This is a genomic window from Streptomyces sp. NPDC031274, assembly GCF_055570235.1.
Genome location: NZ_JBVIHP010000004.1, coordinates 351,466 through 375,681 on the forward strand (window position 1 = coordinate 351,466; position 24,216 = coordinate 375,681).

The 24,216-nt window shown below is 71.9% G+C and carries 17 protein-coding genes and 3 pseudogenes; 10 read left to right on the forward strand and 10 right to left on the reverse strand.

Annotated features, from left to right (window positions below):
* Nucleotides 1-20 precede the first annotated feature (20 nt).
* Nucleotides 21-599 (forward strand): FxsA family membrane protein, encoded by a 579-nt coding sequence (fxsA, locus tag ACZ5CR_RS09835; protein WP_468855447.1) that lies wholly within the window; start codon nt 21-23, stop codon nt 597-599.
* Nucleotides 600-728: 129 nt separating this feature from the next.
* Here the strand turns inward: fxsA and ACZ5CR_RS09840 are convergent, their stop codons facing one another.
* The 4 genes from ACZ5CR_RS09840 to yczE form a co-directional block, all read right to left on the reverse strand.
* Complete coding sequence (locus ACZ5CR_RS09840) at nt 729-1,103, reverse strand: RNA polymerase-binding protein RbpA (RefSeq protein WP_249591189.1); 375 nt, start codon at nt 1,101-1,103, stop codon at nt 729-731.
* Nucleotides 1,104-1,359: 256 nt separating this feature from the next.
* Nucleotides 1,360-2,724 (reverse strand): MFS transporter, encoded by a 1,365-nt coding sequence (locus ACZ5CR_RS09845; protein ID WP_468855449.1) that lies wholly within the window; start codon nt 2,722-2,724, stop codon nt 1,360-1,362.
* A gap of 48 nt (nt 2,725-2,772) precedes the next feature.
* Nucleotides 2,773-3,540, reverse strand: coding sequence for a glycerophosphodiester phosphodiesterase (locus tag ACZ5CR_RS09850; RefSeq protein WP_468855452.1), 768 nt, complete (start codon nt 3,538-3,540; stop codon nt 2,773-2,775).
* Nucleotides 3,537-4,205 (reverse strand): membrane protein YczE, encoded by a 669-nt coding sequence (gene yczE / locus ACZ5CR_RS09855; RefSeq protein ID WP_468855453.1) that lies wholly within the window; start codon nt 4,203-4,205, stop codon nt 3,537-3,539. The genes ACZ5CR_RS09850 and yczE overlap by 4 nt, the downstream gene beginning before the upstream one ends.
* A 102-nt stretch (nt 4,206-4,307) precedes the next feature.
* On the opposite strand from yczE, the gene ACZ5CR_RS09860 reads away from it, so the two are divergent.
* Nucleotides 4,308-5,807 (forward strand): SCO1417 family PLP biosynthesis transcription factor, encoded by a 1,500-nt coding sequence (locus ACZ5CR_RS09860; protein ID WP_468855456.1) that lies wholly within the window; start codon nt 4,308-4,310, stop codon nt 5,805-5,807.
* 13 nt (nt 5,808-5,820) lie between these two features.
* Here the strand turns inward: ACZ5CR_RS09860 and ACZ5CR_RS09865 are convergent, their stop codons facing one another.
* Nucleotides 5,821-7,479: an ATP-binding protein gene (locus ACZ5CR_RS09865; RefSeq protein WP_468855458.1), complete on the reverse strand. Its 1,659-nt coding sequence runs from the start codon at nt 7,477-7,479 to the stop codon at nt 5,821-5,823.
* A 48-nt stretch (nt 7,480-7,527) separates the two neighbouring features.
* The gene (locus ACZ5CR_RS09870) at nt 7,528-7,722 is read right to left on the reverse strand and encodes a hypothetical protein (RefSeq protein WP_249591193.1); all 195 of its coding nucleotides are present in this window, start codon (nt 7,720-7,722) and stop codon (nt 7,528-7,530) included.
* 296 nt (nt 7,723-8,018) lie between these two features.
* On the opposite strand from ACZ5CR_RS09870, the gene ACZ5CR_RS09875 reads away from it, so the two are divergent.
* The 4 genes and pseudogenes from ACZ5CR_RS09875 to ACZ5CR_RS09890 form a co-directional block, all read left to right on the forward strand.
* Nucleotides 8,019-8,411, forward strand: coding sequence for an ankyrin repeat domain-containing protein (locus ACZ5CR_RS09875; RefSeq protein ID WP_389916569.1), 393 nt, complete (start codon nt 8,019-8,021; stop codon nt 8,409-8,411).
* Nucleotides 8,412-8,713: 302 nt separating this feature from the next.
* The gene (locus ACZ5CR_RS09880; RefSeq protein ID WP_468855460.1) at nt 8,714-10,132 is read left to right on the forward strand and encodes a HEAT repeat domain-containing protein; all 1,419 of its coding nucleotides are present in this window, start codon (nt 8,714-8,716) and stop codon (nt 10,130-10,132) included.
* Nucleotides 10,133-10,267: 135 nt separating this feature from the next.
* A pseudogene (locus ACZ5CR_RS09885) lies at nt 10,268-11,399 on the forward strand (glycosyltransferase family 4 protein).
* 306 nt (nt 11,400-11,705) lie between these two features.
* Nucleotides 11,706-12,041 (forward strand): annotated as a pseudogene (locus tag ACZ5CR_RS09890) (GDSL-type esterase/lipase family protein); the annotation flags it as partial.
* Here ACZ5CR_RS09890 and ACZ5CR_RS09895 read toward each other — a convergent pair.
* Together ACZ5CR_RS09895 and ACZ5CR_RS09900 are read right to left on the reverse strand one after the other, a co-directional pair.
* A pseudogene (locus tag ACZ5CR_RS09895) lies at nt 11,973-12,302 on the reverse strand (putative hydro-lyase); the annotation flags it as partial. The pseudogenes ACZ5CR_RS09890 and ACZ5CR_RS09895 sit on opposite strands and share 69 nt — an antisense overlap.
* 10 nt (nt 12,303-12,312) lie before the next feature.
* Nucleotides 12,313-13,614, reverse strand: a complete 1,302-nt coding sequence (locus ACZ5CR_RS09900) for an MFS transporter (RefSeq protein WP_468855462.1) — start codon at nt 13,612-13,614, stop codon at nt 12,313-12,315.
* A gap of 171 nt (nt 13,615-13,785) precedes the next feature.
* On the opposite strand from ACZ5CR_RS09900, the gene ACZ5CR_RS09905 reads away from it, so the two are divergent.
* The 4 genes from ACZ5CR_RS09905 to ACZ5CR_RS09920 all read left to right on the forward strand — a co-directional run bounded on the left by ACZ5CR_RS09905 (nt 13,786) and on the right by ACZ5CR_RS09920 (nt 21,888).
* On the forward strand, nt 13,786-14,502 hold the full coding sequence (locus tag ACZ5CR_RS09905; RefSeq protein ID WP_468855465.1) for a GntR family transcriptional regulator: 717 nt from the start codon (nt 13,786-13,788) through the stop codon (nt 14,500-14,502).
* Between the two features lie 81 nt (nt 14,503-14,583).
* Entirely contained in the window at nt 14,584-16,110 is a 1,527-nt protein-coding gene (locus tag ACZ5CR_RS09910; RefSeq protein ID WP_389916583.1) for a hypothetical protein, read from the forward strand.
* 103 nt (nt 16,111-16,213) lie between these two features.
* A complete protein-coding gene (locus tag ACZ5CR_RS09915; protein WP_468855468.1) occupies nt 16,214-17,107 on the forward strand; it encodes a hypothetical protein in 894 nt (297 codons plus the stop codon).
* Nucleotides 17,108-17,184: 77 nt separating this feature from the next.
* Nucleotides 17,185-21,888, forward strand: coding sequence for a coiled-coil domain-containing protein (locus tag ACZ5CR_RS09920; RefSeq protein ID WP_468855469.1), 4,704 nt, complete (start codon nt 17,185-17,187; stop codon nt 21,886-21,888).
* Here ACZ5CR_RS09920 and ACZ5CR_RS09925 read toward each other — a convergent pair.
* Nucleotides 21,885-23,012 (reverse strand): aromatic ring-hydroxylating oxygenase subunit alpha, encoded by a 1,128-nt coding sequence (locus tag ACZ5CR_RS09925; RefSeq protein WP_468855472.1) that lies wholly within the window; start codon nt 23,010-23,012, stop codon nt 21,885-21,887. The genes ACZ5CR_RS09920 and ACZ5CR_RS09925 overlap by 4 nt on opposite strands.
* Before the next feature lie 46 nt (nt 23,013-23,058).
* Nucleotides 23,059-24,213, reverse strand: a complete 1,155-nt coding sequence (gene solA, locus ACZ5CR_RS09930; protein WP_468855475.1) for an N-methyl-L-tryptophan oxidase — start codon at nt 24,211-24,213, stop codon at nt 23,059-23,061.
* Nucleotides 24,214-24,216 lie beyond the last annotated feature (3 nt).

Consider the following 24,216-nt stretch of genomic DNA (forward strand, 5'->3'; position numbering starts at 1 on the left):
GGCCCAGGCACACTGGAACCATGACGACTGGCGCATCGCCCACCAGACCCGCCCGGCCCCGGCGCTCCCGCGTCCTGAGGTTCCTGCCGCTGGGCATCGCCGCCTGGCTGGTCCTCGAGATCTGGCTGCTCACCGTGGTGGCGGGCGCCGCGGGCGGACTGACGGTCTTCCTGCTGCTCGTGGCCGGTGTCGTGCTCGGCGGCATGGTCATCAAGCACGCGGGCCGCAGGGCCTTCCGCGAGCTGAGCGAGGCCGTGCAACAGCAGCAGAGCGGTCTGGCGCCCAACTCCTCCGAGCGGGGCGGCGGCAACGCCCTGACGATGCTGGGCGGCCTGCTGATCATCCTGCCGGGACTGATCTCCGACGCCCTGGGACTGCTCCTGCTCGTCCCTCCCGTCCAGAAGGTTGTCAGTCGTACGGCGGAGAAGACTTTCGAGCGCAAGGTCCGTGAGGCCGCACAGGGCGGTCTCGGCGACGCGTTCCAGCAGGCGCGCATGCACCGCCCGGACGGCAAGGTCGTCCAGGGCGAGGTCATCAGGGACGACGAACGGCAGGACCGCTACCGGCACCCGGACGACCCGCAGCTCCCGCCGCGTTGAGCTGGCTCTCAGGCCGCCCGCGCGGGCGGCCTGAGAGCACACAGTATGAAGTCCGTGCACAGCACGAAGTCCGGGGCCACTGCTGAGCAGTGGCCCCGGACTTCGTGTGCGGTGTTGTTCAGTTCGCCGTCAGGCGGACTTGCGGGAGTCCCGCGGATGCACCGCGATGTTCATGGCCCCTGAACGGAGAACCGCGAGGCGCTCCTCCAGGACCTCCTCGAGTTCTTCTCGAGTACGGCGCTCCATGAGCATGTCCCAGTGCGTACGCGCAGGCTTGCCCTTCTTCTCCTCAGGTCCGTCGCCGTCTACAAGGAGTGCCTGGACCCCGCAGACCTTGCACTCCCACTCCGGCGGGATTTCTGCCTCTACCGAGAACGGCATCTCAAATCGATGTCCGTTCTGGCATGCGTACTCCACGGCCTGGCGCGGAGCCAAGTCGATGCCGCGGTCGGTCTCGTAGCTGGTCACCACGAGGCGCGTGCCGCGAAGAGCTCGCTCACTCATGAATCGTGCCTCCCGGGCTTGTCGCCCACAGGACAGGTGTCGCTGTCGTCGTCATCCGGTCAACGTCCGGTCGGCGGTAAAGATTCCCGTTAAGGGTCATGCGTCGCCGTCGTATGCCGCCCCTTGTTGTACCCACCAGCGCCCGGTATGTCACATCTGACAGAGGATGTCACCCTGCGTTTCTCAATCTTGAGCGCGCAGTAACGGTCCGCCTGGTAAGCCAAACGCGTACACTACCGCCCTTTGGCTTCAGTTGCTAAATCCTGTCGGGTACGGGATTTCCCGCGTCGCGGATCGCGCGCCGTACGGGTACCCGCGCGAGCAGGGCGAAACCGATCACGAAGAAGGCCACGAGCGAGACGATCGCGTCCCGGTAGCTGCCCGTGAGCTGGTACGTCAGGCCGAAGATCAGCGGCCCGAGCCAGGCCATGCCGCGGTCGCTGATCTCGTACGCGGAGAAGTACTCGGCCTCCTTGCCCGCAGGCACCAGATGCGAGAACAGGGACCGTGAGAGCGCCTGGGAACCCCCGAGCACCAGACCGATGCCCGCCGCGAGCACGAAGAACCACACCGGCGCGCCCGCGGGCAGGAAGAACCCGGCCCCGATCGTCACCGTCCACGCGACGAGCGAGCCGAGGATGGTGCGCTTGGCTCCGTACGTCCGTGCGAGGCGCCCCATGGCGAGCGCCCCCGCCACCGCGAGCACCTGCACGAGCAGAACCGCCACGATCAGCGTGGACTGGTCGAGGCCGAGCTCCTCGGAGCCGTAGACGGACGCCTGGGAGATCACCGTCTGCACGCCGTCGTTGTAGACGAGATAGGCGAGCAGGAACGCCAGGGTGTGCGGATGGCGGCGCATGTCGCGCACGGTCGACGCCAGCTGCCGCCAGCCGCGCGCCGATCCTTGTGAGGACGACCACGAAGGCGGCGCCTCGCGGTCGCGAAGCCGCCGCAGCGGTACGAGCGTGAAGGCGCCCCACCACACACCCGCCGACGCCAGACAGATGCGCACGGCCGTGGACTCCGAGACACCGAAGGTGTCATGGGCCAGGAACAGGACCAGATTCGCCACCAGGACGAGCGCGCCCGCCGCGTAACCGAACGCCCATCCGCGTGAGGAGACCGCGTCACGCTCGTGCGGAGGCGCGATCTGCGGCAGATAGGAGTTGTAGACCACCATCGAGACGGCGAGCGAGGCGTTGGAGACGATCAGCAGGAAGCCGCCGAGGAGATAGCGGTCGCCGTCCAGGAAGAACATGCCGGCCGTCGACGCGGCCCCCACATAGGCGGCCACCGCGAGCAGCGGCTTCTTGCGGCCCGTGCGGTCGGCTGCGGCGCCCGCGAGCGGCATGACGAAGACCGACACGATCACCGATGCCGACACCGCGTACGCGAAGAAGGACCCGGCGCTGACCGGGATGCCCAGCGGGTGGACGTATCCGTCGCCGTCCGCGGCCGACTTGGCGATCTCCGTCAGATACGGGCCGAGGAACACGGTCAGGACGCTGGTCGAGTAGACCGAGCACGCCCAGTCGTAGATGTACCAGCCGTGCTGCTCGCGCCGCCGCGCGGCGGCGCTCTCGTCGTCCGGTGGTGCCGTACGCACGGTGTCGGTGCCCACCCGTGCCCCCTCATTGGTCCCCGTGGTCCGCTGCCGCCCTCAAGGCGGTCAGGCCCAGGCTCCCCGGTCCTTCAGCACTTCGCGCAGCGTCTCGATGTGATCAGTGATGATGCCATCCACTCCGAGGCCGAGAAGAGCGGCCATGCGATCGGCGTCATTGACCGTCCACACATGTACCTGCAGCCCGCGCGCGTGGGCCGCGCGTACGAAGCGCCGGTCCACCACCCGGATCCCGGCATGCGTCTCGGGCACCTGCGCGCACACCGCCGAGCGGCGCACGGGGGCGGGCACGCCGTACGAGCGCAGCCGCAGGCCCGCCGCTCCCCGCGTACCGAAGGACGTGGCGAGGCGCGGGCCCGCGAGCCGCTGGGCCCGTGCCACGCGGGCCTCGGAGAACGAGCCGACGCACACGCGGTCCCAGGCGTCGGTGCGGCGCAGCAGCTCGAGGAGCGGGAGCAGGGCGGGCTCGGCCTTGACGTCCACGTTCCAGCGGACGTCGGGGAAGGTCTCCAGGAGCTCTTCGAAGAGGGGCACCGGCTCGCTGCCCGCCACGCGCGCGTGGCGCACGTCGTTCCACGGAAGGTCAGCGATCCGCCCGGCCGCGTCCGTCACGCGGTCGAGCGTCGCGTCGTGGAAGGCCACGAGGAGGCCGTCCGATGTGGCGTGCACGTCCGTCTCGATGTAGCGGTACCCCAGGTCGACCGCGCGCCGGAACGCGGCGGCGGTGTTCTCCAGGCCGTCCGCCGTCCCGCCGCGGTGGGCGAAGGGGAGCGGCCCCGGATGGTCGAGGTAGGGATGGCGTACGTGCGTGGTCACCGCTGCAGTATCGCCTGCTCCGATTGACCGTCGGCGACCACGGGCTCTTCCCCGGATGGAGCGGGGACGGCGAAGAGGCGCAGGAAGAACTGGGCCAGCGGGCCGATCGCAAGGGCGTAGAGGACCGTTCCGATGCCCACCGTGCCGCCGAAGGCGAAGCCGGTGGCGACCACCGCCACCTCGACCAGTGTCCGCATCAGCCGGATCGAACGGCCGGTGCGCTGGTGCAGGCCCGTCATCAGGCCGTCCCGCGGTCCGGGACCGAACTTCGCCGAGATGTAGAGCCCGGTCGCCACGCCGTTCAGGACGATCCCCGCCACGAGGAGCGGTATGCGGGCGCCGAGCGCGTGCGCGTCCGGCAGCAGGGCCAGGGTGCCGTCCATCGCCAGGCCGACCACGAAGACGTTGGACACCGTGCCGAGCCCGGGACGCTGCCGCAGCGGGATCCACAGGAGCAGCACCGCGGCCCCGATGAAGATCGAGACGACGCCGATGGACATCCCGGTCAGCTCGGCGAGGCCCTGGTGCAGCACGTTCCACGGTTCGAGACCGAGGCCGGACACCACCAGGAGCCCGGAGCTCGCGCCGTACAGCGCCAGACCGACGTACAGCTGGATCAGCCGGCGTGCGAGGTGCGACGGCTTATGTGGCTTCGGCGTGGACAAGAGATGGCCCCCCTGCTGGTGATAGTGGCCTGACACATGACACTCTGTGGCTCGTAACGGGATGCCAACCATGGCCAATTCCAGGAAGGTGGACTGGGAATCATGGCTCAGTGGACTTCAGCGGTGGGTGCCACACAGCTCGCCCGGCTGCTCACCTCGCAGCAGACGCGCCCCGCGGGCCCCGGCACGCGCCGCCCGCCCGCCTACCGCGCCCTCGCCGACGGCGTCCGCATGCTCGTCCTCGAAGGCCGCGTCCCGGTCGCCGCGCGCCTGCCCGCCGAGCGTGAGCTCGCCGTGTCCCTCGCCGTCAGCCGGACCACGGTCGCCGCCGCCTACGAGGCACTGCGCACCGAGGGCTTCCTGGAGTCCCGCAGGGGAGCGGGCAGCTGGACCGCGGTCCCGGCCGGTAACCCCCTCCCCGCGCGCGGGCTCGAACCCCTTCCGCCCGAGGCGCTCGGCTCCATGATCGACCTGGGCTGCGCGGCGCTGCCCGCTCCCGAGCCCTGGCTCACCCGCGCCGTGCAGGGCGCCCTGGAGGAACTGCCTCCGTACGCGCACACCCACGGAGACTTCCCGGCCGGTCTGCCCGCGCTGCGCCAGATGCTCGCCGAGCGCTACACCGCGCGCGGCATCCCGACGATGCCCGAACAGATCATGGTCACGACCGGGGCGATGGGCGCCATCGACGCGATCTGCCACCTGTTCGCGCCGCGCGGCGAACGCATCGCCGTCGAGTCCCCCTCGTACGCCAACATCCTGCAACTGATGCGCGAGACGGGCGCCCGCCTCGTCCCCGTCGCCATGTCCGAGGGGCTCGAAGGCTGGGACATGGACCGGTGGCGGCAGGTCCTTCGCGATGCCGCCCCCCGCCTCGCCTATGTGGTCGCGGACTTCCACAACCCCACGGGCGCGCTCGCCGACGAGGACCAGCGGCGCAAGCTCGTCGATGCCGCGCGCTCCGCGGGAACGGTCGTCGTCGTGGACGAGACCATGGTCGAGCTGGAGCTCGACGACGGCCTGACGATGCCTCGCCCCGTCTGCGGCTTCGACCCGGCGGGCTCGACCGTCATCACCGTCGGCTCGGCGAGCAAGGCGTTCTGGGCGGGCATGCGCATCGGCTGGGTGCGGGCCGCTCCCGATGTGATCCGGAGCCTGGTCTCGGCGCGTGCGTACGCCGACATGGGCACCCCCGTCCTGGAACAGCTGGCCGTGAACTGGCTCCTGAGCACCGGCGGCTGGGAGTCGGCCGTGCGGGTGCGCAGGGACCAGGCCCGTGAGAACCGCGACGCCCTGGTCGCCGCGGTCCGCCGCGAACTGCCCGACTGGGAGTTCGCGGTACCGGCGGGCGGCCTGACCCTGTGGGCGCGCGCCGGAGGCCTCTCCGGCTCCCGCCTCGCCGAAGTGGGCGAGCGGGTGGGGGTCAGGGTCCCCTCAGGGCCGCGTTTCGGGGTGGACGGGGCCTTCGAGGGGTATGTGCGGCTGCCGTTCACCGTGGGAGGCGCGGTGGCGGACGAGGCGGCGGCGCGCCTCGCGGCGGCCGCGCGCCTGGTGGAGACGGGGGCGGGCTCGGGCGTGGACGCGTCGCGGGCCTTCGTGGCCTGAGGACCGGCTCCGGTCAGCTCTCGGCGGGCACGGGCTCCGGCTTCGTGGCGGATTCTGTCGCCGCGGTGTCGGATTCGTTTGCTTCCACGGCCTCGGCCGTCTCTGTGCCGGTGCCGGTGCCGGTGCCGATGCCCGCTTCGGTGTCGGCGTCCGCGTCGGCCGGAGCACTCCGTGCGGGCAGCAGCTCCGTCACCGCCTGCCGGTGCGACTCACTCGTCGCGTCGTCGTACGGATCGGGCGTCGCGGGCACCTGGAGCCGGTGCACCTGGCCCGTGCCGAGCCGGGCGTAGCCGCGGCCGGGCGGGACGTCGGACGTGGGCGTCGTGCGGGGCGGTACTCCGAGGATGTCCTCGACCTGGTCGAGCGTCGTGGGGCCGAGGACCACGCGCGCGCGTGTGTGCTGGCGCACCGGATCGCTCAGCGCCTCCAGGCTGTCGAACTGGTCGGCCACGACGACCGTGACACTGGCCGCCCTGCCGTGCCGCAGCGGCACCTGGAGCAGCGACTGCGGGTCCTTGCGTCCGTCAGCGGCGGCCAGGTGACCGAGCACGCTGGGGCGGTCCAGGATGATCCACAGGGGCCGTTTGGTGTCGTCCGGGGCGGGGTGGCCCGCCTGCCGGGCGCGGTTGGCGGAGATCAGGCGCCGCTCCGTCTCGTGCGCGGCCCACTCCAGGCTCGCCAGGGCTCCGGCGAGCCCGCACTCGATGGCCAGGACGCCGTCACGGCCGGTCAGGCAGGCGTAGTCGCCGATGCCGCTGCCCTCGATGATCAGGACGTCGCCGTGCAGCAGGGCCTGCAGGGCGATGGAGCGCAGCAGGGTCGTGGTGCCGCTGCCGGGCTCGCCGACCACCAGGAGGTGGGGCTCGGTGGAGCGGGGGCCCGTGCGCCAGACGACGGGGGGTACGTCGCGCTGCTCGTCGCCGTCCGTCACGGGCAGGGTGCGCTGGACGCCGGTGGGGTCGGTGAAGCCGAGCACGGTCTCACCGGGGGCCGTGACGAACCGCTGGGCGGCGATGTCGGTGGGCAGCGGGGGGAGCACGTTCACCGTGAGCTGGTTGCCCTCCTCGTCCCACTCGAAGTGGTACTCGCGGCCACGGCCCGCCTTCGCGTGCAGCAGCTGCTCGATGCGTGCGCGCGATTCGGGCTCGCCGTCCGTGAAGTACGCGGGGTAGCGCACCACCAGACGGGAGACACGTCCGTTGTCGTCGAACTCGTACGACGTGAGGGCCTTGTCCCACTCGCCGCCGTGCGCGAAGAGCGGCGCGGGGTCCTCGGGGACGGAGAAGTACGGGACGAGCGCTTCGTAGAGGGACTGCAGCCGCTGGGTCTGCGCCTCGTCGGGGCCGGTGGGCGCCGGCGCCGTGCGTTCCCTGCCGGTCCACGCGGCGGCCGCCATCAGGCAGATGGCGGCGAGCAGCGGACCGTACGGAATGAGGGCCACGACCAGGACGACGGAGGCCACGAGGAACAGCAGCGGTCCGCGCCGGTCCTTGGGGGTGTCGGCCCACTTGCGCCGCCCGGCCGCTGCCAGCCGGCGCAGTCCACGAGTGATCGTGATCAGCGGGTGGAGGACGTCGGTGGCGTTGTCGGCGGCCGACCGTGCGAACTCCCGGCTCCGGGCGATCGAGGCGGTTCCGTTGCTCAGGATGCGGGGGAGGGGGCGCCGGGCCACGTCAGTCTCCAGTTGGTGCGAACGAAGTACTACAGGGGGCAGGAGGCGTCAGAACTTGATCCCGCCGAGGAGGCTCGCCAGGCTCGCGCTGCCGGCCTTGATGCTCGGGGCGATGGCGGTGCCCGCCATGAAGAAGCCGAAGAGCGCGCAGACCAGAGCGTGGGACGCCTTGAGGCCGTCCTTGCGGAAGAACAGGAAGACGATGATGCCGAGCAGCACGACGCCCGAGATGGAAAGGATCATGACGGTTCTCCTGGTTGGTGGGGACAGTCACCATGAGTTGTTCCAGGTTCACAGCATGTATCCATACGATAAAAGGTGCAAATGGGGGAATTTTTCCGGAATTCCCTCGAATGGCGGGGGTCTACTGGGCCACCCGGGAGTGGATCCGGGGGGTGTTCGGGTTCCTTGATGATCTTTGCCGCGGGTGTGCCCGGTCATGTGCCCGGACGGGCAGTAGCCTGTCGGTTCACCCGTACGGCTGCACCGGTCGCCGTACGACCCCCGAGTCACCCCGCAGTCGAAAGGCGGTCCGGTCCATGAGTGAAGCCCCCGACCCGGAAGTCGTGGAGCTGGCGACCAAGATCTTCGATCTGGCGCGCCAGGGCGACACCGCGGCCCTCGCCGCGTACGTGGACGCGGGAGTTCCGGCGAACCTCACGAACGACAGCGGGGACTCCCTCGTGATGCTCGCCGCCTACCACGGCCACGCGGAAGCGGTACGGGCCCTCCTGGAGCGGGGCGGCGACGCCAACCGTGCCAACGACCGGGGGCAGACCCCGCTCGCCGGTGCCGTATTCAAGGGCGAGGACGCGGTGGTCAGGGCGCTGCTCGACTCGGGCGCGGATCCGGCCGCGGGCACACCGTCGGCGGTGGACACCGCCCGGATGTTCGCCAAGACGGAGCTGCTCGAGCTGTTCGGGGCGGCCTGAACGGGGTAGCTGACCAGCAACAACGGGGGCGCTGGAAATGTGGTCGCGGCGGGTTGAACCGCTGGGTCATCATGACGACGTGATTCACGGACGCGACGGCGGGGCAGGAGACGCCGCACCGCGCGGACCGTGAGCGGCTCGCCCCCGGACCTCCCGTCCGGGATCACTACGGGCCACCGACGAGAGGCAGAGGAAGATGGTCTACACCAAGCAAGAGACGGCGGGCGGCCCGACGTGTTGGCGCACGGCCAGGTAATTCACGATTCCCGGTTGCGTCGACGCTTGATGTGAGGCTGTTTCCCATGTTCGATCCGGTCATAGCGCCCAGCGGTACGCTGCTCGGCCTGCTGCAGAGGGGCCGCGGTGACGGCACCCTGCACGCACTCACCGCACCCCGATCCGAGGCGCTCGCCGCCCTTGAGACCTGTGTGCTCCACGACCCACGCCACGACTGGCAGGTCGAGAACCGCTCCCTGTACTACGCCAGGCTCTATCTCGATCTGCGTGGCGGTATCGACGAGATCGAGCGGCATCTCTTCGATGCCGAGGACGTCCTGAACACGGACGACTCACGCACCGGCCTCGCACTCGCGGTCCTGGGCCACCTCGCCTCCTACGGCAGGCACGACGCCCTCGAACTGCTGCGAAGGTACGCGGCGTTCGGCACCAATTGGGCCTGGGCCCTGGACGAGCTGGCGATGCGGGACGACGACGCGGGCCTGCGCGCCCTCGCCGAGCCCGTGCTCGCCAGATTCCCCTCGGACGCGGAGGGCGAGGCAGAGCTTGCCGCCGTCGTGCGCGACGCCTACGAACCCCGGCCCTGGCGGCTGTGGGAGGAGGATCCGCGGCAGGCTGTCGGCGCCCGCGTGCGGGCCGCCCGTGAGCAGGGATCCTTCGACCGCTGGCAACGCCAGATGCGGCCATCGGGGCCACGCCCCGGCTGGAGCGTCCAGGCCGTCTTCGACTGGGCGCAGGAAGGGCTCGAACGCGGCGCCGTCCTGCATGTGCCCGCGGCCCGCTGCCTGAGCGCGGTCGCCGGGCCCGACGACCGCGCCGAGATCCTCGAAGCCGCCCGCAACGGCTCCGACGGGGCGCGCGGCACGGCCCTGCGCTACCTCGCGGACGCCCACGATCCCGACGTGTTCGACCTGATCGAGGAAGCCGTCCAGAGCCCGTCACGGGCCGTCGTGGACGCCGCGGCCGAGTCCTTCGAGCGGATGCGCGGCGTCGCCGCCGTGGAGCGGGCCCGCCGCTGGGCCCTGCGGCCCGACGTGCTCGGCGCCGCAGCGGGGCGGGTGCTCGCCTGCAGGGGCGCGGCCCAGGACAGCAAGCTCGTCCTCGCCGCCCTGCGGGAAGCCGTACGGGGCGAAGGCCCGGACGCGCCGACCCTCTGGACGCTCGTCGACGGCGCGGGACGGCTCGGCATCGCCTGCGCGGCCCCCGTCCTGCGGCACGTCTACCGCGAGACCGCCTCCTCCCACCTGCGCGGACGCGCCGCCCGCGCGCTCGCCGCCACCGATCCCTCTTTCGCCGCCGGATTCGCCGTCGAATGCCTGTGGGACTGCGAGGAGTCCACCCGCGAGGTCGCCGCCAGGCACGCGGAGACCGGCGACGCCCGCGTGGTCACCCAGCTCAGAAGGCTCGCCGCGGACCCCGCCGAGGAGGACGAGGTACAGACCGCGGTACGGAGCAGAATCGGCCCCGACGCGGCCGAGGTGTAGCCCTCGACGCGGCCGAAGCACGGCCGGGCGCGCCCCCGGGGCGGGGCGCGTGCGGAGCGGAACGCTCACGGGACGTTCCTCGCCAGGAAAGATCCACGTTGACGTGCCCACGCCCCGCGCGACGACAACACGGGTATGCGTGTCGTCATCGTCGCCGAATCCTTCCCTCCCGACGTCAACGGCGTGGCGCACTGCGCCCTGCAGACCGCCCGGCAGCTCGTCGCGCGCGGTCACGACCCCCTGGTCATCGCCCCGGCCCCCGCGGCCGGGGCGCACGCCGCAGCCGAAGCCAGTGCGCCCTGCCCCGTCATCCGCGTCCCCTCCCCTGCCCCTGCCCGGGTATCCCCAGGCCAGGCTGGCGCTGCCCAGACGTCGCCTGGCGGCGGCGCTGAGCGCGCACCGCGCCGACCTCGTCCATCTGGCCAGCCCCTTCGTCCTCGGCGCGCGCGGCATGGCGGCCGCCGCACGCCTCGGCATTCCCGCCGTCGCCGTCTACCAGACGGATCTGGGCGGCTACGCGCGTACGTACATGGGGATGGGGGAGTCCACCGCCTGGCGGCGCATCCGTGCCGTCCACGCCGCGGCCGACCGCACCCTCGCCCCGTCGTCGGCCGCTCTGCGCGAACTTGTGACACACGGGGTGCCACGGGTGCGGCTGTGGCCACGGGGTGTGGACACCGCCCGGTTCACGCCCGGCCTCCGGGACGCGGCCATGCGCCGTGAACTCGCGCCGAACGGCGAGCTGATCGTCGGCTACGTAGGGCGCCTGGCTCCCGAGAAGCAGGTCGAACTCCTCGCAGGGGCGTGCTCCTTGGAGGGCGTACGCCTCGTCGTCGTCGGCGAGGGTCCCAGCGAGGGTTCCGTACGGGCGGCGCTGCCCGGCGCGGTGTTCCTGGGCCGCCGCACCGGCAGCGAACTCGCCCGGATCTTCGCCTCGTTGGACCTGTTCGTGCACACCGGCACGCACGAGACGTTCTGCCAGAACGTGCAGGAGGCCATGGCCAGCGGCGTGCCGGTGATCGCGCCCGCCGCCGGAGGCCCGCTTGACCTCGTGGTCCCCGGCCGCACCGGACTCCTGGTGCCGCCAGGGGACGCCCTCGCGGTGCGTGACGCGGTCTGGGCGCTCGCCGCCGATCCGGGGCTGCGGGCGGCGTACGGGACGGCCGGGCGATCGGCTGTCGAGGGGCGGACCTGGGAGGCGGTGGGCGAACAACTCGTCGACCACTACGCCCAGGTGCTCGCCGCGCGGACGGCGGTGGCGGCATGAGGGCGGCTCTGTACAGGGAGGCGGCCTACCGCGAGGCGGCGGCCCGCTACGAGGCGGCGGACCGTTCCGGCGAGGGGCGCCTAGCGCGAGTTAGTCCGCATCGGAGCGCGCAATGTCGTCCGTGCGCCCCTCGGCGTCGACCTCGTGGCCAGCAGTCCGGGGCTGCGCGATCCTCGGGTACGCGAGCGCCACGCGCGCGTGCGGAGTGTTTTGGGTGGGAGAGGGCGGTGGGGGCGTTTCTGGGGGCGCATGAGGCGGGGTGCACGGCGAGGGGTGCGCTTCGTGAGGGCGCTGTGTTTCGTGGCCATGGGTGACTCCCTCACCGAGGGCATAGGGGACCCCACGGAGGAGGGATGGCGGGGATGGGCGGCGCTGCTGGCACCGGGGTTGGCAGCACGTGAGGGGGCGGCGCAGTTCCACCACCTCGCGGTCAGCGGCGCCCAGACCGGCGACGTGCTGAACCGCCAACTGCCCGAGGCGCTGAAGTTGCGCCCCGACCTGGTCTCCGTGATCGTCGGCGTCATCGACACCCTCCGCTGCACGTTCGACATCCAGGCCGTGGCAGCCCGCCTGGTCGTCCCGCCACCGCTCGACCATGTCCGTGGGCTCGTCGGCCAACTCACCGCCCTGCCACACCCGGTAGCGAGGCAGGTCCGTCCGCAGATCGGCGCCGGGCGCCAGGGGCGTGGTCCAGGAGCCCGCGTCCGTGACGTCAAGCACCGGGCAGGACTTCGGGTTGCGCTGGCCGAAGAGCAGCATCTCGTACGCCCGGTCCGCGGGCACGGCGATCAGATTGGCTTGCGTATGACCGGCCGCCCAGCCCGCGGTCGGCCCGCTCGTGCCCGAACGGAAGAGCGCGCGGGCCTCCTCGGGGCTCTGCGGCGCCGTGGTCGTGGGGCTCACGCCGGTGGGCTCACACCAGCTCCTTCCCGCGCGTCTCGGGAAGACCGAGCAGGGCGAGCACGGCGAGCGCGTAGCCGATCGCACCGAAGATCAGCGCGCCGCCCACGCCCCAGCTGTCGGCCAGGAAGCCGACCATCGTGGGGAAGACGGCGCCCACGGCGCGGCCCGTGTTGTACGTGAAGCCCTGCCCCGTGCCGCGCACAGCCGCCGGATAGAGCTCGCTGAGGAACGAGCCGAAGCCGCTGAAAATGGCCGACATGGAGAAGCCGAGCGGGAAACCGAGCACAAGGAGAAGGCCGTTGGCCCCGTCCGGGATGTTCGTGTACGCCAGGATGCTGGCCGCGGAGAGGAAGGCGAAGAGCGTGATGTTGCGTTTACGGCCGAGTATGTCGGTGAGATAGCCGCCGGCCAGGTAGCCGATGAAGGCCCCGGAGATCAGGAACGTGAGGTACCCGCCCGTGCCGACCACCGTGAGTCCGCGCTCTGACTTCAGGTACGTGGGCACCCAGGTGGCGAGTGTGTAGTAGCCGCCCTGTACGCCGGTGGACAGCAGGACCGCGAAGAGCGTGACGCGCAGGAGCCCGGGCTTGAAGATCGCGGTGAACGACCCCTTGTCCGCGCTCTTCTTCCGTTCCTCGGCCGCCTCGGGGGCGTCGTGCACATTGCGTCGTACGTAGACGACGAGGAGGGCGGGCAGCGCGCCGGTCCAGAACATCACGCGCCAGGCGATGTCCTCGTCCAGGAACTGGAACACCACGGTGTAGACGATGACCGCGAGCGCCCAGCCGACCGCCCACGCGCTCTGGATCGCGCCGAGCGTCCGGCCGCGGTTCTTGGCGGTCGCGTACTCGGCGACCAGGATCGCGCCGACCGCCCACTCGCCGCCGAAACCGAGGCCCTGGAGAGCGCGGAAGACCAGCAGGGTCTCGTAGTTGGGCGCGAATCCGCAGGCGACGGTGAAGACGGCGTAGGTGACGACCGTGATCATCAGTGCCTTGACCCGGCCGATCCGGTCCGCGACCACTCCGGCGATCGCGCCGCCGACGGCGGAGACGACCAGGGTGACCGTGGTGAGCAAGCCGGTCTGGCCGCTGTCCAGGCCGTAGTACGCGGCGATCGCGACCATGCTCAGCGGCAGCGTGAAGTAGTCGTAGGAGTCGAGGGCATAGCCGCCGAAAGCGCCCCCGAAGGCGCGGCGGCCGCGCGGGCCGAGGGCGCGCAGCCAGCCGAACGCGCCGTTGTCGTCGGTGGGTTCGCCGTCCACGGGGCGTGGGTCGGCCGGAAGGGCTTGGGGCGGAGGGGGTGTGCTCATGGGCACCTCGCAGGAGGGGGACGGAGGGTGCGGAGCGGGCGGGGCGCGGGGTACGGGCAGGGCGTGAGGCACGGGCGGGGATCGTGCCGTGCTCGACAAGGTAGGGGATCGTTGAACGATCCCTCAATACCCATGTTGTCTCGTTCTTGTATCTGCGATTGAATCCGGGGCATGGCTGAGGGAATGGCTGACGCGAGCGGACTGGCCGACGACCGTGTGCTCCTGGGGCGCACCAGTACTGCGGAGCGGGTCTCGGACATCCTTCGGAGCCGTATCGCGGAGGGGTACTTCCCACCCGGGGCGCGACTGTCGGAGGACAGTATCGGTGGCGCGCTCGGCGTCTCGCGCAACACGCTGCGCGAGGCCTTCCGCCTCCTCACGCATGAACGGCTGCTGGTCCATCAGCTCAACCGCGGGGTATTTGTCCGAGTTCTCACGATTGAGGACGTAGAGGACATCTACCGCACCCGACGCCTCGTGGAATGCGCGGTCGTCCGCGGCCTCGGAGATCCGCCCTACGCCCTCGACGGGCTCGCGAGCGCCGTCGCGGACGGCACGAAGGCGGCGCGCGAGCGGAAGTGGAAAGGCGTCTCCACGGCCAACATCCACTTCCACCGGGAACTCGTCGCCCTCGCCGGAAGCGCCCGCACCGACGAGGTGATGCGCAGCGTCTTCGCCGAACTGCGCCTGGCCTTCCACGTCGTGGACGACCCGCGTCGGCTGCACGAGCCGTATCTCGCGCGCAATCGACAGATCCTGCAGACCCTTCAGGAGGGTGACGCGGCAGAGGCCGAACAGCTGCTCGCGGTCTACCTCGACGACTCGCGGCACGGCCTCGTGGAGGCCTACGGCCAGCGCGTGGCGCAGGGCGAGCGGGCGGGCTCCTGAACCCCGGACGCGATGCGGCCGGGCGCTGTCAGATCTGCGCCGTTTCGACCGTTGTCAGACCGAGGATCTAGTCTGTGCACCGTGACTTCGCCTGCCGTTACGGACACCGTTCCGCCCCAGCTCAGCGCGGGGCCGAGGCCCGCCATGGGCCCGGCCGCCGACGAGGGCCTGGCGCGGCGGCTCCGCGCGCTCGCCTGCACGGCGCCGCTGCACGACCTCGACGTGCGCAAGGCCAACCTCGCGGGTGAGTACTCGGTGTACGCGATGGCGGAGGTGGCCCTCTCCGCCATCGACCTCGTCACCCTGAACATGGACTTCGACACCGGCGCCGACCACGAGCAGATAGTGGCCAGACTGCTCCCGCGCGTCGGAGCCCAGGCCCCCCGGCGCCCCGTGGCCGAGCACGAGCGCGTGGCCCGCTGGGTCCTGGAGAACCTGATCAACGTCGGCAGCGTCGACCGCGGCTTCCGCGCCGTGTACGGCACCTTCGCGCCCGACGGCACCTATGTCCGCAGGGACTACGACTTCAAGCTCATCGAAGAGGTGCCCGGGTACGGGGGGAGTGTCTATCTCCGTACGACGGACGAAGCGGTCAACGTCCTCGTCGGCGCCCTCGACACCGACGTCACGAGCGCCCAGATCGCCGCCGAGGTGAAGCTCGAGGTGCTGATCAGCCGCGGCCGCCTCGCCGACGCCCAGCTCGCCGCCGAGCAGGCGCGGTATCGGACGGTGCAGTATTCGGAGACGCTCCGCAGAGCCCTGGACGCGACCCGGCGCAACGTCCGCGCGGTGGACTGGCTCCAGGCCGTCCCCGACATGATCGCGGAGGCGCTCGACCACGTGGCCGACCGCTATCGCCACGAGAACGCGATCCTGACGAACATCCGCAAGGCGCGCGACGAGTCCGAGGACCCCGAGCAGAAGCGCCGCGCCGCCGAACTCGTCGACATCGTCAAGGACTGCATCCGCCGTCATACGCAGCTGCAGTCCCGGCTCCTCGACGCGGGGCCGCTGTTCCGTGCCGAGCAGGACCGCCAGGCCTTCGCGACACCCACCACACGCAGCGGGCTCGATCTGTACGGGCAGCTCGTCGCCCCGCTCCTGCCGCTCCCGGTCGAAGAGGCGAGCCGTGTGACGAACGCGTTCTTCGCGCGCGGGACGGGTCTGCGCACGCCCGTTTCCGTACGCGTCGGTGACCTCGTCGACATACTGCTCACGCCACCGCAGGAGCGGGAGCACCTGGGCATGGAGATGCCCGAGCCCGACCTCATCGCCACACCCGACGACAGCCGCTTCAGCGAGGAGCAGCTCGCCAGTGCCATGGAGCTGCTCGCCCTGCCCTCCGACGCGCCACGGCGCCTCTCCGGGCTGCTCGCCGACGCCCGCCGACGCGACACCGAACTGCCTTACCTGGTCGCCCTGCTCGCCGTCCACGCGGCGAGCCCGCCGGTCGGCACCGCCTACCGCCAGGGCGAGGAGAAGCTCCTGTTCGCCGTGGACGACGGCACCGAACTCGACGACCAGGAATTCGGCGGCGCCGACCTCATCGTGGGCACGGCGCTGCTGGACGCCGCCGGAATGGCGGCCGGCCGGACGGAGTCAGCGTGAGCAGTCCAGACACGCCCGTGAGCGCCCCCGACCTTCTCCAGTACGACCAGTGCAACCAGTACAACCAGTACGACCCGTACGACCGCCGCAAGGAGCACAAGCCGTGACCGAGCAGCCCGCAGAGCACACCGCGTGGGGCGAGCCGGAGACATCGGCGGCCCCCGCCGCGACCGCCGCCATCACTCCGGCCGACGCCGCCGACGCCGCGCGCCTCGTCGCCTTCGGGCTCCAGCCCAAGCTCCAGCCCGCCCGCGACCAGGAGTACGCCGAGCTGCTGCGCCGGTATCGCGAGGACTCGCCCTTCGCGCGGCTCACCGACGCCGTCGCCGCCGGGCTCGGACTCGTCGTCCTCGAGGTGTCCCCGCGCGCGGGGATGGCCGTGACCGCCGCCGAGGACTCCGTCTTCGCCGTCCGCATGGGCGACTACGCGCGCCGGACCGCCGCCGACTCCACCGACCGCTTCCTGCACGGCCTCGCCCATCTCGCCGTCGCCGCCCTCGCGTTCCCGCGCCCCGAGGACCTCGCCGACGACGGATACATCGGGCGGATCACGGTCAATGGAGTGGACGCCTTCGTGCGGCAGGCCTGCCGCCGCCTGGAGGAGAGCGCCGAGGAGAAGGGCGAGAACTCCGACCCGCAGACCGACGCCCCCGGCCTCGAAGCCGCTTGGCGGATCTGGGCACGGCGCAGCTCGACGGGCGCCACCAAGGACGCCCGCCGCCTGGCCGGGTCGACCACCGGGATCATCGGCAAGGCCGTCGCGTTCCTCACCGACTCCGGGTTCCTGCAGCGCACGGGCGACGACTCCGGGGGCACGTACCGCACCACCGCCCGCTATCAGCTGCAAGTGCGCGACATGGCGGGCGGCGCCGCCATGGCCGAGCTCCTGGAGCTCGGCATCGTGCCCGTCACGGACGGGTCCGCGACCCTGTTGCCCCCCGAAGAGACCGACGACCTGGAGCTTGCCGCCGACGCGGGCCTGCCCTTCCACTCCTGATTCTCGCGCCCGCCAAGACCCGTCCCGCTTGACCCCTTCCTGCTGTTCCGCACGACTTACGACGAGAGTCCGCCGCCATGTACGAGCTGTCCCGGGTCCGCCTCTACTCCATCGGCCCCGCCGGTGCGCGCTACGCCGACACCGTGCTTGACCTGCGCGGCGTCGGCGCGGAGGTGCCCGACCCCGCGCCCACCCAGGCGGAGTTCTTCGAGGAGGAGCCGACCGGACCGCCGCGCCGCCCGGCGCCCGCGGGCGTGCTCTTCCTGGAGAACGGCGGCGGCAAGTCCGTCCTGCTCAAGCTGATCTTCTCGGTGATGCTGCCGGGCCACCGCAACACCCTTGGCGGCGCGAGCTCCGGAGTCCTTCGCAAGTTCCTGCTCGCCGACGACTGCGGGCACGTCGCCCTGGAGTGGCAGCACACGCTGACCGGCGAGTGCGTCGTCGTCGGCAAGGTCAGCGAGTGGCGCGGGCGGCAGGTCTCCAACGACCCGCGGAAGTTCGCCGAGGCCTGGTACTCCTTCAGGCCCGCGCCCGGCATGAGCCTGGACTCGCTGCCGGTCGCCGAGTCCACCGCCGTACGGTCCTCCGTGGAGGGCGTGTCGGGAGCGCAGGGGCGCCGGCGCACCATGAAGGGCTTCCGGGACGCGCTGACCGAGGCGGGCAAGGCGTATCCCGACATCGAAGTGCACTGGGAGGAGGGCCACGACCGCTGGAACGAACACCTCGGCGACCTCGGGCTCGACCCCGAACTCTTCCGCTACCAGCGCGAGATGAACGCCGACGAGGGTGAGGCAGCGGGCCTCTTCGCGGTCAAGAAGGACTCCGACTTCACCGATCTGCTGCTGCGCGCCGTCACGGACACCCGCGACACGGACGGTCTCGCCGACCTCGTCCACGGCTTCGGCAACAAACTGGGCCGCCGCTCCGAACTCATCGCCGAGCGTGACTTCACCGCGGGCTCCGTCGATCTGCTCGGCCGGATCGTCGACGCCGCAGACACGCGCTCACGCGCGCGTGACGTGCACGCGGGCGCCGAGCGACGCACCCGGACGCTCGCCCGCCGACTCTCCGCGCGGGGCGTCACCGAGCGGGGCCGCGCGGGTGAGCTCGCCGAGCGGGTCACCGCCGCCGCGCAGACCGTGACCACGGCGGAGGAGGCGCGCGGCAGGTCCGCGCTGATCTCCGCCGAACTCGCCTTCCGGCACGCTTCCCTGGCGCTCACCGTCGCCGAGAAGGCCGCCGCCGCGCAGCGCCGCGAGCTCGCCGACGCGCGCCAGCTGCACGCCGCCTGGCAGGCGGCCGAAGCCGTCCTGCGCCACCGCGCGGCCGCCGACCGTTCCGCGCGCGTGGCCTCCGCGATCCTGGAGGCCGAGCGGGACGCGGCGCCCGCACTCGCCGCGCGATCCAAGGCCGCAGCCGATCTCGTACGGGTCCTGCACACCGCGGCCGAAGGTGCCGAATCGCTCGCGAACGAGGAGGAGGAGCGCTCGGCCGCCCTCCAGGAGACCGGCGAAGCCGCCCACCGCGACGCCACGGTCGCCGCGACGGAGGCGCAGCGCGCCCGCAGCGAGGCCGGACACCTGCGCCAGCGCCTCACCGAGGTCGAGCAGGAGACCGCGGAGGCGGTCCGTTCGGGCTGGCTCGACGACACCGCACCGGACGCCGACCCGGCGCGCGCGGCGCTGGCCGCCAGCGACGCCGAGAAGACCGCGGCGGCAGCCTGGGACACCGCCCGCGAGACCTCCCTGCGGGACGCCGAGCACGCCAAGGAAGCAGCCGCCGCCGAGGCGCGCGCCGAACTCACCGCGGCCCGCGCGTCGGACGCGGCGGACGCCGCCGAGCACGCGTACGACGCGGAACGCCGGGCCGCCGAGTCGATCGCCGGGGACGAGCGCCTCGCCGAGCTGCTCGGTCTTCCCGGGGCGAGTTCCCCGGGCGGGGTGCCGCAGCCCCGCCAGGGGACGGCGGGGAAGGGCGACAACAGCGAGTCCGCCGCCGACGGCAGCGCCACCTCCGCGGTCGCGCGCGCCATCACCGCGACCCGCTCCCTGACCGATGGCCCCCTCTCCCTGCAGGACCTCGACCGCGGCGCCGACGACCTCCGCACGCTCCTCGAAGACGGCGTCGCATCCGCCGAGCGCCAGCTCTTCGACCTGCGGACCGCCGCCGCCGACGACTCCCGCATCCTGGGCGCCCTCGGCGACGGCGGGCTCCTCCCGCCGGGACCCGACGTCCTGGCGACCGTCGAGTTCCTCGGCGAGCACGGCATCCCCGCACTGCCCGGCTGGCGCTATCTCGCACAGGCCGTCGACCCCACCGACCACGCGCGCGTGCTCGCCGCCCGGCCCGAGCTGGTCGACGGCGTCGTCATCACCGACCCCGCCACGCACGCCCGCGCCCGCGAAGCCCTCGCGGGCGCCGCCCTGCTGCCCCGCTCCGCGGTGGCCGTCGGCACCGCGGCCGCCCTCCTCGCGCCGACGCCGGGCGAGGACGCGGGCCACAGCGGCGACGAGAGTGTCTTCCTCGTACCGCCGAACCCCGCCATGCACGACGAGCACGCCGCCGACGAGGAGCGCCAGGCACTGCGCGCGCGGGCGGCGCGGCGCGACGAGGAGATCAGGGCGCTCGCCGTCCGCCTCACCAAGGACCGCGAGCTCGCCGCGCGGCTCGCCTCCTGGCGCAGCGGCTGCCCGGCCGGACGCATCGAGGAGCTGGCCGCCGCCGCACGGAACGCGCGCGCCTTCGCCGAAGAGGCCGAGGCCGAACTCACCGAGGCACGCACGGTCCGCGCCGAGGCCGACGAGACGGCTGCCGAAGCGGCACGCGCGCGTGACGAGCGACAGGAGAGCGCCCAGCGCGCCCGGCGCGTCGCCGACGCCCTCGCGGGGCTCGCCTTCCGCCTGCGCGAGCGCGCGGGCTGGCAGACCAAGCTGCGCGAACTCGCCGATGACGCCGTCGAGTCGGAGGCCCGCGCCCAGACCTGCCTGGACCGCGCCCGCGCCGCCGACGAGGACCGCCGCGCCGCCCAGCGCGCCGCCGACGACGCCCGCCGCACCGCGCGTGCCCTGCGCGCCGAGCGCGCCGAGATCGCGGGCGCGCCCGAGGACGTGCCCGAGGAGGCCGGCGCCCCCAAGACCTCGCTGCCCGCCCTCCGCGAGGCCTACCGCGCCGCGTCCCAGCTCTACGAGAAGGTCGGCGTCGGCGCCGACCTGCGCGCCGAGCAGGCCCGCGCCGAGAGCGACGAGAGCGCCGCCCTCGCCGATCTCGACCGGCTCAGCAACAAGGTCCGTACCCGCGCCGCCACGCTCCTGGAAGGCACGGACGGTTCCGACGGCCCCTCCCGGCAGGCCGCGTCCGCCCGCGCGGAGGCCCAGGTCCAGCTCATCGAGACCCGCGCGTCCACCGCGAGCGAGCAGCTGGGCCGACTCCGGGGCGAGGCGGAGCGGCTCGCCCCGCAGGACGGCGACGCGCACACCGAGCTCCCCGAAGAGCTCGTCCCCGCCGACGCCGAGCAGGCGCAGACCCTCCTGCGCACCGCGACCGGCGAACTGGCCGCGCACACGGAGGCGTTGAGCCAGGCCAAGGAAGCGCACGCCTCCCTGGTGCGCACCCACCGCGCTGCCGAGGACGCCGCCGGAGGCTTCGACGAGACGGCGGCCCTCCTGCGCGACCTGCTGCGTGAGCAACACCAGGAGGAGGAAGGGGCCGAGGAGCCCGAGCCCTACCCCGGCTCCCTCGAAGAGGCCCGCCAGTCCGCCTCCGAGGCCCGGCGCTCCCTGCGCGGCTGCGCCGCCGACCTCTCCGCCGCCGAGGCCGCCGTCCGCGAGGCCAGCGACATCCTCGTACGGCACGCGAACTCCACGCGCTACGAACAGGTACGCACACCCGCCCGCCAGCAGATCCGCGAACTGCCCGCGTCCGCGCTTCCGGAGCACGCCAAGAAGTGGGCCGACGCCTTCGCGCCCCGTCTGCGCGTGCTCACCGACGAGCTGGAGCAGCTGGAGCGCAACCGCGACAGCATCGTGGACCGCCTGCGCGGGCTCGTGGAGTCCTCGCTCGCCACGCTCCGCTCCGCCCAGCGCCTCTCGCAGCTGCCCGAGGGTCTTGGGGAGTGGTCGGGCCAGGAGTTCCTGCGCGTCCGCTTCGAGGAGCCCGACCAGGCGACGCTGACCGAGCGCCTCGGAGAGGTCATCGACGAGGCCACGCGGGCGGCGGTCAAGAAGAACTCCGACCTGCGGCGGGACGGAATGTCCCTGCTGCTGCGCGGAGTTCAGTCCGCCCTCGAGCCGCGCGGCATCGCCGTCGAGATCCTCAAGCCGGACGCCGTCCTGCGCGCCGAGCGGGTGCCGGTCGGCCAGATGGGCGACGTCTTCTCCGGCGGCCAGCTGCTCACCGCGGCCATCGCCCTGTACTGCACGATGGCCGCCCTGCGCAGCAACGACCGGGGCCGCGACAAGCACCGGCACGCCGGCACGCTCTTCCTGGACAACCCCATCGGCCGCGCCAACGCCACGTATCTCCTGGAGCTCCAGCGGGCCGTGTCGGACGCGCTCGGCGTGCAGCTGCTGTACACCACCGGCCTGTTCGACACGACCGCGCTCGCGGAGTTCCCGCTGGTCATTCGCTTGCGTAACGACGCGGACCTGCGGGCGGGCCTGAAGTACATCAGCGTCGAGGAGCACCTGCGGCCCGGCCTTCCGCAGCAGGACCCGGCCGAGCAGACGGTGCACGGGGAGATCACGGCGACCCGTATGTACAAGCGTCCCGCCCCCACCTCCTAAGCAAGCAAACCTGCGAGCCACTCATGGAAATGGCCGATGTGATGCTCGGTCGGCACCAGCACCCCACCCGCGCGATAGGCACGTGACGCCATCGCGGGCTGGGTGCGCTCGCAGGCCTCGAAGTCCTGTTCGTTGACCCGGTGGAAGAGCTCCACGGACTTGGTCAGGTCGACGCCGGACGCGACGATCTCGGGTGCGTACAGCCAGTCGCACTCGACGACCGTGCGGTCCTCGGCCAGCGGGAACATCCGGTGCAGGATCACGTGGTCGGGGACGAGGTTGATGAAGACGGTCGGCTTGATCGTGATCGCGTAGTAGCGGCGGTCCTGGTCCTCGGCGACCTCGGGGAGGCGCTCGAAACCCGCGCTGCCGTCGACGGTGAAGCCGCTGACCTCCTCACCGAACGAGGCGCCGTGCCCGACGTAGTACTGGGCGGCGAACCCGTCGGCGAACTCCGGAAGCACATCGGTCAGTTCGGGGTGGATGGTCGCGCAGTGATAGCACTCCATGAAGTTCTCGACGATCAGCTTCCAGTTGGCGCGTACGTCGTAGGTGACACGCTTGCCCAGGGCGAGCCCTTCGGTTCTGTAGCGCTCGATGGACGCCGCGTCGCCAAGACGCTCCACGGCCGCGCCCACGACGGTCTCCTCGAAGGAGGGCGGTTCGTCGGCCAGACACACCCAGGCGTAGCCGAGCCACTCCCGCACCGCGACCTTGACCAGGCCGTACGCGGTCCGGTCGACGTCCGGCATCTTCACCAGGTTCGGTGCGGCGATCAGCTTGCCGTCGAGGTCGTACGTCCACGCGTGGTACGGGCATTGGAGCGCACGGCGCACCTCGCCCGACTCCTGGGTGCACAGGCGGGCGCCGCGATGACGACAGATGTTGAGGAAGGCGCGCAGCTCCCCTGACCGGGAACGGGTGACGAGCACGCTCTCGCGGCCGATCTGGACGGTGCGGAAGGCGCCGGGTTTGTCGAGGTCGGCGGCGCGCACCGCGCAGAACCAGAGCGATTCGAAGACGCGTTCCTGTTCCTGGCGGAAGATCTCCGGGTCGGTGTAGAAGTGGCCCGGCAGCGTGGTCATCAGGCTGGCGGCGGACGGGGCCTCAGGGGTCGTCGTCACGGTGGCGTACTCCTCCGTACTCCTCAAGCGGGCGCGGCCGTACTCCTCAAGCGGGCGCGGTGGCAAGGCGGCTGGGATCGAAGAGCTCGATGGGGTGCTCGGTGGCGCCCCGCAGCGCCAGATCGGCGACGATCTCGCCGACGACCGGCACGAACTTGAAGCCGTGCCCGGAGAATCCGGCCGCTACGGTGACCGACTCCGGGTGGGCAGGGTGACGGGTGATGACGAAGTGCTCGTCGGGCGTGTTGGAGTACATGCAGGTCGCGGCCTTGAGGAACTGCCCCGGCAGGGAGGGGATATGGCCCGCCATGTGCTCCGCCATCGCCGCGACCTCGTGGTCGTGGACGGTGCGTTCGATGGTCTCCGGAGTGCACGCGGTGCCCTTGCGGAAGAAGGCGACCTTCGCGCCGAGATCCGGCCCGTCGATGGCCGGGAACCCGTAGACCTGCACGTCGTCCGCGTCCTCCCAGATGTAGATCGGGTGGTTCTGCGGCAGGAAGGGCCGTACGCCGCCGGTCGGCTGGAACCAGTACATGACCTGCCGCTCGATGCTGAACGGCACCCCGATGTCGGTCAGGAGCCGCGGCGCCCAGGCACCCGGGCAGATCACCAACTGACCGGCCGTGTACGTGTCCTCGGCGGTGTGCACGCGGACGCCGTCACGGCACGGCTCCCAGCGCGTCATCGGCTCCTCGAAGTGCAGATCGGCGCCCTGCCGCGTGGCGAGCTGCAGATGGGCGGCGACGGTGTTCTCGGGGCGGACGAGGCCGGCCCGCGCCTCGTACAGCGCGACCTCGTCGTCCGTGGGGCTGAGCGTCGGGAAGCGGCGGCGTATCTCGGGGGCGTCGAGCATCTCGTGGGGGAGGTCCCACTGCTGTGCGGAGAGCAGTGAACCGGAGACGGCGCGGCTCTCGGGGCGGCCGACCATCACGCCGCCGCACAGGGTGGCGATCTCGCGGCCGGTGTCGCGCTCCAGGCGTGCGTACAGTTCGTACGAGCGCAGCAGGAGCGGGACGTACGCCGGGTCCTCGAAGTAGGACTGCCGGGTGATGCGCGAGCCCCCGTGGCTCGATCCGCGGTTGTGGACGGGCCCGAACTTCTCCAGGCCGAGGACTCGGGCTCCGCGCGCGGACAGGTGGTGGGCCGCGGCACTGCCCATGCCGCCGAGGCCGATCACGATCACGTCATAGGTGGGGGACACAGA

Coding starts and splice junctions, on each gene's coding strand:
- ACZ5CR_RS09870 (WP_249591193.1), bottom strand. CDS start 7,722: ATGATCCTTTCCATCTCGGGCGTCGTGCTGCTCGGCATCATCGTCTTC.
- ACZ5CR_RS09905 (WP_468855465.1), top strand. CDS start 13,786: ATGGCTGAGGGAATGGCTGACGCGAGCGGACTGGCCGACGACCGTGTG.
- ACZ5CR_RS09900 (WP_468855462.1), bottom strand. CDS start 13,614: ATGAGCACACCCCCTCCGCCCCAAGCCCTTCCGGCCGACCCACGCCCC.
- ACZ5CR_RS09920 (WP_468855469.1), top strand. CDS start 17,185: ATGTACGAGCTGTCCCGGGTCCGCCTCTACTCCATCGGCCCCGCCGGT.
- ACZ5CR_RS09880 (WP_468855460.1), top strand. CDS start 8,714: ATGTTCGATCCGGTCATAGCGCCCAGCGGTACGCTGCTCGGCCTGCTG.
- fxsA (WP_468855447.1), top strand. CDS start 21: ATGACGACTGGCGCATCGCCCACCAGACCCGCCCGGCCCCGGCGCTCC.
- ACZ5CR_RS09840 (WP_249591189.1), bottom strand. CDS start 1,103: ATGAGTGAGCGAGCTCTTCGCGGCACGCGCCTCGTGGTGACCAGCTAC.
- ACZ5CR_RS09860 (WP_468855456.1), top strand. CDS start 4,308: ATGGCTCAGTGGACTTCAGCGGTGGGTGCCACACAGCTCGCCCGGCTG.
- ACZ5CR_RS09875 (WP_389916569.1), top strand. CDS start 8,019: ATGAGTGAAGCCCCCGACCCGGAAGTCGTGGAGCTGGCGACCAAGATC.